General features: G+C 69.1%; 11 protein-coding genes. 8 read left to right on the plus strand and 3 right to left on the minus strand.

Features of this window, described 5'->3' with window-relative positions; genetic code table 11:
• Positions 1 to 126 precede the first annotated feature (126 nt).
• The 6 genes from CHC08_RS06935 to mug all read left to right on the plus strand — a co-directional run bounded on the left by CHC08_RS06935 (position 127) and on the right by mug (position 9,318).
• Entirely contained in the window at positions 127 to 1,050 is a 924-nt protein-coding gene (locus CHC08_RS06935) for an LLM class F420-dependent oxidoreductase (RefSeq protein WP_089206344.1), read from the plus strand.
• A 325-nt stretch (positions 1,051 to 1,375) separates the two neighbouring features.
• A complete protein-coding gene (locus tag CHC08_RS06940) occupies positions 1,376 to 3,286 on the plus strand; it encodes a 3' terminal RNA ribose 2'-O-methyltransferase Hen1 (RefSeq protein ID WP_338055664.1) in 1,911 nt (636 codons plus the stop codon).
• Positions 3,279 to 5,900, plus strand: a complete 2,622-nt coding sequence (locus CHC08_RS06945) for a polynucleotide kinase-phosphatase (RefSeq protein ID WP_089206534.1) — start codon at positions 3,279 to 3,281, stop codon at positions 5,898 to 5,900. The genes CHC08_RS06940 and CHC08_RS06945 overlap by 8 nt, the downstream gene beginning before the upstream one ends.
• A gap of 109 nt (positions 5,901 to 6,009) precedes the next feature.
• Positions 6,010 to 7,173 carry a VLRF1 family aeRF1-type release factor gene (locus CHC08_RS06950; RefSeq protein ID WP_089206345.1) on the plus strand — a complete coding sequence of 388 codons (1,164 nt, stop codon included), beginning with the start codon at positions 6,010 to 6,012 and terminating at the stop codon, positions 7,171 to 7,173.
• A gap of 78 nt (positions 7,174 to 7,251) precedes the next feature.
• The gene (locus tag CHC08_RS06955; RefSeq protein WP_089206346.1) at positions 7,252 to 8,661 is read left to right on the plus strand and encodes a sugar porter family MFS transporter; all 1,410 of its coding nucleotides are present in this window, start codon (positions 7,252 to 7,254) and stop codon (positions 8,659 to 8,661) included.
• Positions 8,662 to 8,724: 63 nt separating this feature from the next.
• Positions 8,725 to 9,318, plus strand: a complete 594-nt coding sequence (gene mug / locus CHC08_RS06960) for a G/U mismatch-specific DNA glycosylase (protein WP_089206535.1) — start codon at positions 8,725 to 8,727, stop codon at positions 9,316 to 9,318.
• Positions 9,319 to 9,638: 320 nt separating this feature from the next.
• Here mug and CHC08_RS06965 read toward each other — a convergent pair whose 3' ends face one another.
• The 3 genes from CHC08_RS06965 to CHC08_RS49355 all read right to left on the minus strand — a co-directional run bounded on the left by CHC08_RS06965 (position 9,639) and on the right by CHC08_RS49355 (position 11,204).
• Positions 9,639 to 10,193 (minus strand): DUF1707 SHOCT-like domain-containing protein, encoded by a 555-nt coding sequence (locus CHC08_RS06965; protein WP_089206347.1) that lies wholly within the window; start codon positions 10,191 to 10,193, stop codon positions 9,639 to 9,641.
• Positions 10,194 to 10,200: 7 nt separating this feature from the next.
• The gene (locus tag CHC08_RS06970) at positions 10,201 to 10,980 is read right to left on the minus strand and encodes a PadR family transcriptional regulator (protein WP_089206348.1); all 780 of its coding nucleotides are present in this window, start codon (positions 10,978 to 10,980) and stop codon (positions 10,201 to 10,203) included.
• Positions 10,981 to 11,051: 71 nt separating this feature from the next.
• Positions 11,052 to 11,204, minus strand: a complete 153-nt coding sequence (locus CHC08_RS49355; RefSeq protein WP_179281927.1) for a hypothetical protein — start codon at positions 11,202 to 11,204, stop codon at positions 11,052 to 11,054.
• A 221-nt stretch (positions 11,205 to 11,425) separates the two neighbouring features.
• Between CHC08_RS49355 and CHC08_RS06975 the strand changes: the two genes are divergently transcribed.
• A complete protein-coding gene (locus tag CHC08_RS06975) occupies positions 11,426 to 11,878 on the plus strand; it encodes a hypothetical protein (RefSeq protein ID WP_089206349.1) in 453 nt (150 codons plus the stop codon).
• A 761-nt stretch (positions 11,879 to 12,639) separates the two neighbouring features.
• Positions 12,640 to 13,368: a metal-dependent hydrolase gene (locus CHC08_RS06980; protein ID WP_089206350.1), complete on the plus strand. Its 729-nt coding sequence runs from the start codon at positions 12,640 to 12,642 to the stop codon at positions 13,366 to 13,368.
• Positions 13,369 to 13,417: the final 49 nt, after the last annotated feature.

Genomic DNA, 13,417 nt, shown 5'->3' on the forward strand with positions numbered 1-13,417 from the left:
CATGATTATCGCTATCGGTGCTTGGTCGACTACTGATTGCAGCTGAGGTCTGAACGCTAGCAAGCGTTCACGTCGCGGCGTGGGCTTTCAGCGGATGCCGTCCGGAGTGCCCGGATAATGGTGAGTATGAAGTTGAGGATCTTCACTGAACCACAGCAGGGCGCCACCTACGATGAGCTGCTGGCGGTCGCACAGACCGCGGAGCGGCTGGGGTTCGACGCCTTTTTCCGTTCTGACCACTATGTGCGGTTCGGTTCCGGCGACCCCGGTGCCGGCTCCACCGACGCTTGGACGACCCTGGCGGGCCTGGCCAGGGAGACCTCCACGATCAGGCTCGGCACCCTGGTCACCCCGGTCACCTTCCGGCTGCCCGGCCCGCTGGCGATCAGTGTGGCCCAGGTGGACCAGATGAGCGGGGGCCGGGTCGAGCTCGGCCTCGGCACCGGCTGGCTGGACGTCGAGCACACCGCCTACGGGATCCCGTTCCCGCCGATCGGCGAGCGGTTCGGCCGCTTCGAGGAGCAGCTCGAGATCATCACCGGGCTCTGGACCACTCCCGTGGGCAAGACGTTCTCGTTCGAGGGCGCCCACTACCGGCTGGCGGACTCGCCCGCGCTGCCCAAGCCCGTGCAGAGCCCCAAGCCGCCGATCATCATCGGCGGGGCCGGCGCCAAGCGCACCCCACGGCTGGCCGCGCGGTTCGCCGACGAGTACAACCTGCCGTTTCACCCCCTGGACGACACCGCGATCGCCTTCGACCGGGTCCGGCAGGCGTGCGAGGCGGAGGGGCGTGAGTCGATCCGGTTCTCCGTCGCCCAGACCGTCTGCGTCGGCACCGACGACGCGGAGATCGCGCGCCGGGCCGAAGCCACCGGACACGACCTCGCTGTGTTGCGCGCGAGCGGGCTGGCGGGCACTCCCGCCGAGGTGGTCGAGAAGATCGGCGAGTTCGCGAAGCTGGGCGTCGAGCGGATCTACCTGCAGGTGCTGGACCTGTCGGACCTGGACCACCTGGAGCTCATCGCCGCCGAGGTCCTGCCCCACGTGTAGGGCGCAGAGCCATGGGTCCGCACTTCATCCTCAAGGGGCGAAGGCCAGGGGTGCGGGCCCACGACCGGATACGCGTGACCGTCGCAGCCGGAGTCCGCGTCCTCAGAGGGGCCGAGGACTGAGGGACGGGCCCAGGGCCGATACGCGGGACCGTCGTGGACGGAGTCCGCGTCCTCAGCGAGCCGAGGTCTGAGAGACGGATCCAGGGCCGGATGCGCGTGACCGTCGCGGCAGGGTGCTCGTGGACGGGAGTCCGCGGCTCAGGCGTGAGCCGGAACGGTTAACCGATGGCCGGGCTTGCCGGACGTGAGGCACACTGAGCCGGGTGTTGCTAACGATCTCCACGACCGTACGGCCCGCAACCGACCTCGGATTCCTGTTGCACAAGCATCCGGACCGGGTTCAGGAGTTCGGCCAGTCATACGGCATGGCCCGCGTCTTCTATCCGGAGGCGGACGAGGAGCGCTGCACGGCGGCGTTGATGCTCGACGTCGACCCGGTCCGCCTGGTGCGCTCGCGCGGCCGTTCCACGCCCGACTACACGCTGGGCCAGTACGTCAACGACCGGCCCTACGCCGCGTCGTCACTGCTGGCCGTGGCGCTGGGGGACGTGTTCCGCACGGCACGCACCGGACGCTGCGACAGCCGTCCGGAGCTGGCCGCCGGGCCGATTCCGCTGGAGATCGCGCTGCCTGTGCTGCCCTGCAGGGGCGGTCCCCAGCTGGCGCACCGGTTGTTCGAGCCGCTGGGCTGGGAGGTCGAGGCACGGGCCGTACCGCTGGACGAGGGGTTTCCCGAGTGGGGCGACTCCCGTTACGTGGGGCTGTCGCTGCGGGGCGAGGTGCGCCTGGCCGACGCGCTCAACCAGCTCTACGTGCTGCTTCCGGTGCTCGACGACTCCAAGCACTACTGGGTCGCCTCCGACGAGGTGGACAAGCTGATCAGGGCGGGCGAGTCCTGGCTGGCCGCCCACCCGGAGAGAGGGCTGATCACCCGCCGTTACCTTGGCCGCCGCTGGGCGCTGACCCGCACGGCCTTCGCCCGCCTGGCCGAGATCGGCGACGACGTGGAGGAGGACCTTGAGCCTCCCGTCGAGGAGGAGTCCGCCGAGACCTTCTCCGTCCCGCCGGAGGAGGACGCCGGTGCCCTGCGGGATGAGGGGTCCCCGGCGATTCATGACGAGATGGTGCCGGACGGCGAGGCCGCGAATCGTCAGGCTGCGCCGTCTGACGGCGCCGTGGATGGTGAGGCGGTGTGGGGCGGCGGGGCGGTGGATCGTCGGGCCGCGCCGTCCGGCGGCGCCGTGGATGGTGCGGTGGCTCCATCCGGCGGAATCGCAGATGACGAGGTGACGCCGGACGGCGGGGCCGGGGACTCGACGCGGAAGCGGCCCCTGAACACCCTGCGGCGCGAGGCCGTGGTCGGCGTGCTGGAGGAGTTGGGCGCGCACAGGGTGATCGACCTGGGCTGTGGATCGGGTCAGCTGGTGGGGGCGTTGCTGGGCCGGCCGGGATTCACCAAGGTGGCCGGGACGGACGTGTCGGCGCAGGCGCTGGCGATCGCGGCCAGGCGCTTGAAGCTCGACCGGATGCCGGACAGGCAGCTGGAGCGGCTGGAGCTGTTCCAGGGTGCGCTGACCTACACCGACGACCGGTTCGCCGGATATGACGCCGCCGTGCTCATGGAGGTCATCGAGCACGTCGATCCGTCCAGGCTGAGCGCGCTGGAGCGGGTGGTCTTCGGCACCGCCCGGCCGGTGCACGTGATCGTCACGACGCCCAACGTCGAGTACAACGTGCGCTATGACTTCCTGGAGGGCATGCGTCACTCCGACCACCGTTTCGAGTGGACGCGGGCCGAGTTCCAGGCGTGGGCCGCGAAGGTCTGCGGCGAGTACGGCTACCACGTCGCGTTCCGGCCGGTCGGCGACGATGATCCCGAGGTGGGCTCGCCCACCCAGATGGCCCTGTTCAGCGCCGTAAATGCCGCAAATGCCGGAAAATTCAGTGGCGGGGGCGCTGAAAACGCCGCACGTGTCGAAGGCACCGTAAATGCCGCAAGCACCGCACGTGTTGAAGGCGTCGTAAATGCCGCAAGCACCGCACGTGTTGAAGTCGCAGTAAATGCCACGGGTGCTGAAGATGCCGCAAGCGCCGCAAGCGCTGGAGACGCCGTAAGCGCCGCAAACGTCGCAAACGCTGGAAACATCGTAGGTGTGGGAGGTGGAGATGACTGAGATCAACGTGCCGGAGATGTCCCTGGTCGTGCTCGTGGGGGTGTCCGGGAGCGGGAAGTCGACCTTCGCTCGCAAGCACTTCATCCCCACCCAGGTGGTCTCCTCGGACTTCTGCCGAGGGCTGGTGTCCGACGACGAGAACGACCAGGCCGCCACATCCGACGCCTTCGACGTGCTCCACTACATCGTCGGCACCCGGCTCAAGCGGGGGCTGCTCACGGTCGTCGACGCCACCAACGTCCAGTGGGAGGCGCGGAAGAGCCTGATCGAGCTGGCCAAGGAGCACAACGTGCTGGTCGACGCGATCGTCTTGGACGTGCCCGAGGAGGTGGCGATCGCGCGCAACGAGGACAGGCCCGACCGGAACTTCGGGCCCCAGGTGGTCCGGCGGCAGCGCAAGGACCTGCGGCGGTCCATGGCCAAGATCTCCCGGGACGGTTTCCGCCGGGTCCACGTGCTGCGAGGGACCGAGGAGATCGAGGCCGCGGTCGTCGTCAGGGAGAAGTCGTGGACCGACAGGCGTGAGCTGACCGGGCCGTTCGACATCATCGGCGACGTGCACGGCTGCCGCTCCGAGCTGGAGACGCTGCTGCGCACGCTGGGATGGGAGATCGCCCCCGGCGGTACGGGCGCCACCCACCCGGAGGGCAGGACGGCGGTGTTCGTGGGCGACCTGGTCGACCGGGGGCCGGACTCACCCGGCGTGCTCAGGCTGGTGATGGGCATGGTCACGGCCGGAACCGCACTGTGCGTGTCGGGCAACCACGAGCAGAAACTGGCCCGCGCCCTCAACGGCCGCAAGGTCAAGATCGCCCATGGCCTGCAGGAGTCGCTGGACCAGCTCGCGGCCGAGCCGGAGGAGTTCAGGCGGGCGGCGCTGGCCTTCATGGACGGGCTGATCAGCCACTACCGTCTCGACGGCGGCAAGCTCGTCGTCGCGCACGCCGGGCTGAAGGAGGCCTACCACGGCCGTGCCTCGGGCCGGGTGCGCTCCTTCGCGCTGTACGGCGACACCACCGGCGAGACCGATGAGTACGGCCTGCCGGTGCGTTACCCCTGGGCGCGGGAGTACCGGGGCCGGGCCATGGTCGTCTACGGCCACACCCCGGTCCCCGAGACCGAGTGGATCAACAACACGATCTGCCTGGACACCGGAGTGGTCTTCGGCGGGAGGCTGACCGCGCTGCGCTACCCGGACAAGGAGATCGTCTCGGTGCCCGCCGAGAAGGTCTGGTACGAGTCGGTCAAGCCGTTCGCCGCCCCCGGCCACCGTGACCCGGGCGTGCTCTCCATCGGGGACGTGCAGGGCGCCAAGCACATCGAGGTGCGTCACGGCGGCGGTCACATCAAGATCCGGAAGGAGAACTCGGCCGCCGCACTTGAGATCATGAGCCGGTTCGCCGTCGATCCGCGCTGGCTGGTCTACCTGCCGCCGACGATGGCACCGCCGGAGACCTCCAGGCTCGACGGCTACCTGGAGCATCCGGCCGAGGCGTTCGCCGAGTTCGCGGCGGCCGGAGTCACCCGGGTCGTGTGCGAGGAGAAGCACATGGGTTCGCGGGCGGTGGCCGTACTGGCCCGGAGCCCGGAGGCGGCGGCCGCGCGGTTCGGGGTCGTGGACGGGAGCGCGGGGGCGGTCTACACCCGGACCGGCAGGCCTTTCTTCGCCGACACCACCGAGCTGGTGGACCGGCTCAGGCAGGCGTGCACGCCGATCATGGACGAGCTGGGATCGGACTGGATCGTTCTCGACTGCGAGCTGCTGCCCTGGTCGGCCAAGGCGGAAGGGCTGATCCGCAGCCAGTACGCGTCGGTGGGCGCCGCGGCCCGCACGGTGCTGCCTGAGGCGGTCACGGTGCTGGAAGCGGCGGCCGGGCGCGGGTTGGATGTGGGCTTGTTACTGGACCGCACCCGCCGCCGCTCCACCAACGCTGCCCGATTCAGGGACGCATATGCCCGTTACTGCTGGCCTGTCTCCAGTTTGGATGATCTGCGCCTGGCGCCGTTCCAGATTCTCGCCTGCGAGGGCCGGGCGACAGCGGTGCTGGAGCCGCACTCCTGGCACCTGGAGATGCTGTCCCGGCTCGACGACCCGCTGATCGTGCCCACCCGGCACCTGTTCGTGGATCTGACCTCGGAGGAGTCCAGGGACGCGGCGACCGCCTGGTGGTCCGGCCTGACCGCCGAGGGCGGGGAGGGCATGGTGGTCAAGCCGCTGGGACCCCCGGACGGCCGGGCGCAGAGCCCGGTGGTGAGCGGAGCGGGACCGGAGCTGCCCGTGGAGGCCGGATCGGGCGCGAACACGGGCCCAGGCGCGAACGCGGGGTCGGACCCGGGCGCAGGCGCGACGGGACAGCGGAGCCGGGTGCAGCCGGGGGTCAAGGTGCGCGGGCGGGAATACCTGCGGATCATCTACGGCCCCGACTACACCGAGAGCCTGGAGGTTCTGCGCCACCGGTTCCTGGGCCGCAAGCGCTCGCTCGCCCTGCGCGAGCACGCGCTCGGGCTGGAGGCGCTGTCCCGGCTGGCCGAGGGGGAGCCGCTGTGGAGGGTCCACGAGGCGGTCTTCGCGGTCCTGGCCCTGGAATCCGAGCCGGTGGATCCGCGTCTGTGATTTTTGGATAAAGGCAGGTGAAGTAGAAAGACATATTCCGGATTGCGATGATGGAATTCTTCTCCCTGGTCTTTAGGCTTTTAAGGGCCGACCACCAGGGAGGAACGCAGTGAAATTCGATCGCGCTGCCCTGCGGGAAGTCGTCTCGATCAGAGATGAGATCGGGGTGTTGTCGTTCTATCTGAACGCGGACCCACGAGAGGAGAAGTCCTTCCGGCCCGCCTGGCGGATCCGTTTCCGCAACGAACTGTCCGATCTGCGAGAGCGGGTCATGGCAGACAGGGACGGGACGCGGAAGAAGGCGGTCCTCCAGCGGCTGGCTGAGCTGGATCAACCTTTCCAGCATCTGCTCGACCCCGCCGAGTCCGGGCTGGGGCGCGTGTTGTTCGCCCCGGTCTGCGGGGGCGAGGCGAGGGTCTTCTCCTTCCAGCTACCGGTCGTCGACCAGATCGTGCTGGAGCCGACGGCCTACGTGCGCCCTCTGGTCAACACGGTGGAGGCCGCACCGCCCGCCGGGATCGTCGTCGTGTGCAGGGACGGACTGCGCGTGATCGACTACCGCTACGGCATGGTCGAGGACGTCGGGAAATCGCGGTACGAGGTCGACATCGAGGACTGGCGGGATATGCGCGGCCCCGCGCCCTCGGAGTTCTCCCAGCAGGGCGTCTCGCACCGGGAGAGGTTCGCCAGCCGGATCGAGGACAACCTCTCCAGGCTGCTGCGCGCGGACGCGCCGCAGGTCAGCACCCATGCCGCGGCCCTGGGCTGGACCACGCTCGTGCTGGTCGGCGACGTCCAGCTGACCGACATCCTGGCGGGAGAGCTGACCGGAGACGTCATCCAGGTTGACGCGGTGGTGGACCCGCTGCCCTCGGCGAAGATCGTCGAGTACGTTGCCCCACACCTGAAGGCCGCCAGGACCCGGCACGGCACCGACCTGGCGAACCGGGCCAAGGACGCCACGCTGGCCGGCGGACGCGGCGCCCTGGGGCTGAGGGACACGCTCCACGCGCTGAACGAGAGCCGGGTCGCGAACCTGCTGCTGGACGAGTCCCGTGAATGGAGCGGCAGCCGTACGGCCTACGGGATGCTCCACCTGCCCGGCGAGATCCCGCCGGGGGAGTCGGAGCGGACGCTCGTCCCGGAGCCCGCGATGGGTGAGCGCATGATCGAGCGAGCTCTGGACATCGATGCGGAGGTCACCGTTCTGAACTCCGGGGCATCGGAGATTCTCGCTGATTTCGACGGGGTCGCCGCGATTCTTCGCTGGTAGATGACGACCTCTGGGTGATCACCTGTATTTGGTTGGGGTATTGACGTCTCATACTTCCTTTCGGGGGAAAGGACTGTCATGGCCGGCACCGCCCCATCGGGTACTTCCAGCGAGAACATTGGTCACGTCGTCTTCATCACCGCCGCGGCGGCGATCGGCGGATTTCTTTTCGGCTATGACAGCGCCGTCATCAACGGGGCCGTCACCGGAATCCAGAAACACTTCGCTGTCGGTCCGGTCCAGATCGGGTTCGTGGTCGCGATCGCGCTGCTGGGCTCCGCGCTCGGCGCGTGGATCGCCGGGGGACTGGCCGACCGCTGGGGACGCACGAGGACCATGCAGGTGGCCGCGATCCTGTTCGCGATCAGTTCCGTCGGCCAGGCGCTGCCCTTCGCGGTCTGGGATCTGGCCTTCTGGCGGGTGCTCGCCGGCGTGGGGATCGGCATGGCCTCGGTGATCGGGCCCGCCTACATCGCCGAGGTCTCGCCACCCGCCTACCGGGGGCGTCTGGGATCCTTCCAGCAGCTCGCCATCGTGCTGGGCATCGCGGTCTCCCAGCTGGTCAACTACGCGATCGCGGAGACGGCCGGGGGCAACGTCAACAACAAGCTGGCCGGCCTGGAGGCCTGGCAGTGGATGCTCGGCGCCTGTCTGGTGCCGGCCCTGCTCTATCTGCTCTTCTCGACGATCATCCCCGAGTCGCCGCGGTTCCTCGTCGCGGCGGGGAAGACGCAGGAGGCGCGCAGGGTGCTCGCCGAGGTGGAGGGCGAGAGCTCCGACGTGGACGCGCGGCTGGCGGAGATCCAGGACTCGCTGCGCAGCGAGCGACGGCCCCGGCTCCGCGACCTGCGCGGCCCGAAGTTCGGCCTGCTGCCGATCGTCTGGATCGGCATCCTGCTCTCGGTCTTCCAGCAGTTCGTGGGTATCAACGTCATCTTCTACTACTCGGCGTCGCTCTGGCAGTCGATCGGCATCAACCAGAGCAACTCGCTGCTGATCAGCTTCTCCACCTCGATCATCAACATCGTCGGCACGTTCATCGCCATCGCGCTGGTCGACAGGATCGGCCGCAGGCCCCTGCTGCTGATCGGCTCCGCGGGCATGGCGGTCGCGCTGGCCGTGGCCGCGTGGGCGTTCAGCTCGGGCGTCCCGTCCGGCGACACCGTCAGGCTGCCGGAGGCGCAGGGCTTCGTCGCCCTGGTCGCCGCGCACGTCTTCGTGCTGTTCTTCGCACTGTCGTGGGGCGTCGTCGTCTGGGTGCTGCTCGGGGAGATGTTCCCCAACCGGGTCAGGGCCGCCGCGCTCTCGGTGGCCGCCTCCGCCCAGTGGGTGGCCAACTGGCTGATCACGGTGTCGTTCCCGTCGCTGGCGGCGTGGAGCCTGGCCGGCGCCTACGTGGGCTACACCTTCTTCGCCGTGCTGTCCTTCGTCTTCGTGTGGTTCAAGGTGAGGGAGACCAAGGGCCGGAAACTGGAGGAGATGGGATAGGTTCGCCCGATGTCCTCGGGAGAGCCGATGTCCGGGCCGGAGCGCGAATCCTCGGGAGAGCGGATGTCCGAACCGGAGCGTGTGCCGTCGGCGGCGGCCGCACCTCGGGAGAGAGCCGTACGGCCGACGAAGGCCGACCTCGACGCGGCCAAGGACCGGACGATCGAGGACGTGCTCGGGCCGTCGCTGGACGTCCTGTTCTGCGGCATCAACCCCGGCCTCTACTCGGCGGCGACCGGTCACCACTTCGCCCGGCCGGGCAACCGGTTCTGGCCCGCGCTGTACCGTTCGGGCTTCACGCCCCGGCTGCTGGCCCCCGAGGAGCAGGGACTGCTCCCCTCCCTGGGGCTGGGCATCACCAACGTGGTGACACGGGCGAGCGCGCAGGCGGCGGAGCTGTCCGCCGAGGAGCTCCGCGCGGGCGGGGAGCGGCTGGTGAGACTGGTCACCGAGGTCCGGCCGAAGGTGCTGGCGGTGGCGGGGGTCACCGCGTACCGGATGGCGTTCGGGGAACCGAAGGCGGTGATCGGGCCGCAAGAGTCCAGGATCGGCGATGCGAGGCTGTGGGTGCTTCCCAACCCGAGCGGCCTGAACGCCCACTGGCCGCTGGACCGGATCGCGGACGAGATGCGGCGGCTCCGGGAGTCCCTCAAGTAACGAACCCGGCCTTCACCCGCATGACCGGGGAATATCCGCCCCCCGACCCCCATGATCAGGGGGCGGTGTCACCGAGCGCCTACGGCGTGGAGGCATCCTCCTTGCGAGGTGATCGCCGGTGAATCCCCGCTCTTCAGTCGGGGGAGGACGTCAGACGTGACGCCCGCCACCGACGGAGATCGGGTCTTCGCCGAGTGGACGGGCGTCTTCGGGAGCCGACACGACCACGACCCCCACAGCCCCCGCGGTCACGGCCGGTGCGTTCGGGACGGCCGTCGTCGCGCTCGGCGACTCGATATGCGTCCCGGCTCGGAAGCCGCTCAGAAAGGGCCCGGGTGGTTGCCCCGGCGGGCTCGGGCGCGGGGATGCCGGTGCCTCCGGTGGAACATGCCCAGCACGGTCATCACCAGCCAGGCCAGGAAGATGAACTTCAGCACTCCGAACCCGGCGGTCGCCACTCCGACGATCAGCAGGAGGATCAGGAGGGGGAAGAACGGCGCCCCGCCCCGGCGGGCCGGGTGGCGATGATGCCAGGCCCCGGGATGGGGAGCGTGCCGGTGATGACCCCAGCCCGCGCCCCCGTGCCGCGAGGCCCATTCCGCGCCGCCGTGCCGCCAGGCCCAGCCGGGCCCCCCGTGTCCGCGGTGGTCGTGATCTGAGAATCCCCGGGGGTCTTCGGAGTGTGAGCCGTGCAGGTCGGGGAGATCGGCGCCGGCCAGGGCCAGCTCGCGCCCGGTGCGCGCCGACAGGGTCAGTTCGAGGCGTTCGTCGAGCTCCTCGTGGGTCAGGCGGCCCTGCGCGTAGTGCTCGCGCAGGGCCGTCATCACCGCGTCACGCTCGGCGTCTCCGATGCGGAGATCGTCTCGGGACGTCATGGTCTGGTCACTCCTCGCCGGGGTCGCCATCGGCCAAGATCTGGTAGAGCTTGCGGCGGGTCTCGGACAGGGTCTGCCTGGCCTGCTGGATCTGCGCGTCGCTGCCGGTCTGCAGGATCTGGAGCATGGCGAACCCCGACTGGCGGGCGATGTCCATCAGCTCCCAGGTGCTGCCGTCGACGTCGGGCGTCATCTCCTCCCAGGGAGCGCGCACCTCGTCGGAGTGCTCGGCCACGTAGGCCCGGCCGGCGTCGGTGAGGCGGAAGGTCTTGCGGCCGTCGTTCTCCTCCGACAGGACCAGTCCCTCGTCGGTGAGCTGCTGCAGCGCCGGGTAGACCGCTCCCGGGCTGGGCTTCCAGCCGCCCTGGCTGCGCTGCTCGATCTCCTGGATGATCTGGTAGCCGTTGTGCGAGTCCTCGGTGAGCAGCGCGAGGATCGCGGCGCGGACGTCGCCCCGCTTCGCCTTGCGTCCCCGGCCGAACGGGGGGCCTCCTCCGAAGGGACCGCCGCCGAACGGGCCGCCGCGGCCTCGGCCGCCCCGGCCGAAGTCCCAGGGGAAGCCGCCGGGGAAGGGACCGCGGTGACCGCGGTGCCGGTGCTCGTGCGGGCCCGCCTCCTGGGGTCCCCCCTCGTGCGGTCCGTGCGGTCCTCCGTGGTGGGGCCCTCCGTGGTGCCAGCCGGTGGCCATGGTCCGCAAGGCCTCCCTGGCCGCGCGCTTCATCTCGCGCCGGACCTCCTGCGGGACGACGCCGGCCCACTGGCCGCCCATCGCATCTGCCGAATTCATGTCATCTCCTCATCTCGCGATCGTCTTTAGATCGCTCTCGATGCTTCAAAGATATATCGATAGCATTCTATCTACAAGCCCATGTGGTGAAAAAAGGCATTTTGGCTGGTCAGGCACCCTGATCGAGAACGGGGTACCGCGCCCGTGTCGGCCGCGCCGATCAACGGGGCGTCGGCGTCGCCGTGGATGTGGACGGCGCGGTTGGTCGCGGCGACGACGGGCATATCGCCCTCATCGTCGACATGGGGAGAACGCGCATGTCACAGGGGCGGCACGATGACGTGATGATCACTCGAAAACGACGGCGGCGACGGCCAGAGATGTGGATCGCTTGCCTCGCCGACCGCGAGATCCTCGAAGGGGCCGGACGACTCCACGGCCGCATCGCCCCGCCCGGGTACGGCGGCGTCCTACCGGGGAGCCCACAGCGGAGGAGGCGACTTTCATGAGCCTGATGGCGGGAATCTTCGCGGGCGCGGCGGGTACCACCGCGCTGGACATCGTCACCTATCTGGACATGACCGTACGCGGCCGGCCGGCGAGCGTGTTGCCGGCTCGGGCCGCCGGCAAGCTGGCCGAGCGGGCCGGTGCCGACCTCGGCTCGGGAGAGGTCGCCGAGAGCAGGCGCGAAGGCGTGGGCGCGCTGCTCGGATACGCGGTGGGCCTGGGAGTCGGCGGACTCTACGGGCTGCTCGCGGGCGACCGGAACGTTCCATTTCCGGTGGCCGCCCTGGGGCTGTCGGTGGCGGGGATGGCCGCCGGCGACGCCCCCTACACCGCGCTCCGGCTGACCGACCCGCGCGAGTGGGACGCGGTCTCGTGGGCCTCGGACATCGTCCCGCACCTGGTCTACGGCCTGACGACCGCGGTGGTCTACAGGCGCCTGACCCGTCCCTGACCTCGCCCGGATCGAGAGCCCGGTGCCGACCCGGGCCGGGGGCCGAGGAGATCGACCCGGGCGCCGGGGGCGGCCCTCTCCCCGGGATCGGCGGCGGCGGATCCCGTCCGCCGCGCCGCCCCGGAGGTCGTTACCTAAAGTGAACTTGTCGTTGCGCAGAGAAGAAGTGAGGCAGATCACCTAAATCTTGGCCGTTTTTGGAACAAGCATTGAGACCTGCACGTTACAAATGACATAGACGGGATTCGTTCCGTGCCGGAAGGGCTGGGGGGTGCTTTCGGTGCGGAACGGTCCCGTCTGTCGTTTCAGGACTCTGACGCCGATCCACCGAAGAATCTTCGGTGGATCGCGACTCTCTCCGGGCGAAGGCCGCATCGGCCGGGATCTTGCCGACGCCGGGGACCGCCACCCTTCCTGATCGGCGGCACTGATCGCCGGGCTCATCCGTTCTCCGTCCATGGAGACCGTCCGCAGAGACATTCGTGATCACCCCGTGACCGCCGTCCTCGCGGCCGGCAATCGCCGCCGGCGCGGTCGCGAAGGGCCGGACCAGGCGAGACGCACGCGGACGGGCGGACGGATCGAGACAGGCCCTTGTCCCCTCGCATGACCGCGAAACCGGGGAAGAGCAAAGAGTGCCACCGTGGCGAGTTGATCTCGCTTGGGCGACGCACCGATACTGCAAAATGGCACGGTCCTCCGCCCGGAGGAGGCTTTGCCGTAGAGTCGCCCGGGGTGATCTTGATGGTGGTGTTTGAGCGATGATGGGGCATACGCACGCGCTGACGGGAGCGATCGCCTGGTTGGGTGTGGCGCCCGCATTGGCGGCCCTGCCGCTGCTCACCGAGACCTCCAGGTTCACGGAGACCGGCATCATGGTGAACGCGCTCACGCCGGCCGAGTTCGTGGCCGGGGCGATCGTCTGTGCCGGGGCCGCGATGCTGCCCGACCTGGACCATCCCAGTGCGACGATCGCGCAGACCTTCGGGCCGATCACCTGGGGACTGAGCAAGGTCGTGGCATGGCTGAGCGGCGGTCACCGCAACGCCACGCATTCGCTGGCGTTCGCGATCGCCATGGGGTTCGGCACCCACTATCTGGCCAGCAACTTCATGATCGGCCGCGACATCATGGTCGTGCTGCTGATCGGTCTGTCGCTGCGATCGATCGGGATCGGCATCCCGGGCAAGAAGTTCTCCTCGGCGATCCTCAACATCGGCATGACCGCCGGACTGTTCGTGGTCTTCCGCAGTGAGAACGTGGGTTATGCCTGGTTGGGGCTGGCGGTCGCGGTCGGATGTCTCATCCACGTCCTAGGAGACTGCTGCACGGAGAAGGGCTGCCCGGTGCTGTGGCCGCTCCAGCAGAACTGGCTGCTGCCGTGGAAGATCGGGATCAAGACGGGCAAGAAGTTCGAGCAGAAGTTCCTCGCCCCGGTGCTCTCGGTCGTCGTTCTCGGGCTGCTGTACTTCCGCCTCGCCCCCCTGTGAGTTTACTGGCGAGTAACTTGATGTCGAGATATCTGTAGGGATATCTTGA

It is taken from the genome of Streptosporangium subroseum, assembly GCF_900188345.1.
GTDB lineage: Bacteria > Actinomycetota > Actinomycetes > Streptosporangiales > Streptosporangiaceae > Streptosporangium > Streptosporangium subroseum.

What these genes read in the sequence shown, in the direction of transcription:
- CHC08_RS06970 (WP_089206348.1), bottom strand. Translation starts at nt 10,980, where the DNA reads ATGAATTCGGCAGATGCGATGGGCGGCCAGTGGGCCGGCGTCGTCCCG.
- mug (WP_089206535.1), top strand. Translation starts at nt 8,725, where the DNA reads ATGTCCGAACCGGAGCGTGTGCCGTCGGCGGCGGCCGCACCTCGGGAG.
- CHC08_RS06945 (WP_089206534.1), top strand. Translation starts at nt 3,279, where the DNA reads ATGACTGAGATCAACGTGCCGGAGATGTCCCTGGTCGTGCTCGTGGGG.
- CHC08_RS06980 (WP_089206350.1), top strand. Translation starts at nt 12,640, where the DNA reads ATGATGGGGCATACGCACGCGCTGACGGGAGCGATCGCCTGGTTGGGT.
- CHC08_RS49355 (WP_179281927.1), bottom strand. Translation starts at nt 11,204, where the DNA reads ATGCCCGTCGTCGCCGCGACCAACCGCGCCGTCCACATCCACGGCGAC.
- CHC08_RS06965 (WP_089206347.1), bottom strand. Translation starts at nt 10,193, where the DNA reads ATGACGTCCCGAGACGATCTCCGCATCGGAGACGCCGAGCGTGACGCG.
- CHC08_RS06975 (WP_089206349.1), top strand. Translation starts at nt 11,426, where the DNA reads ATGAGCCTGATGGCGGGAATCTTCGCGGGCGCGGCGGGTACCACCGCG.
- CHC08_RS06935 (WP_089206344.1), top strand. Translation starts at nt 127, where the DNA reads ATGAAGTTGAGGATCTTCACTGAACCACAGCAGGGCGCCACCTACGAT.
- CHC08_RS06955 (WP_089206346.1), top strand. Translation starts at nt 7,252, where the DNA reads ATGGCCGGCACCGCCCCATCGGGTACTTCCAGCGAGAACATTGGTCAC.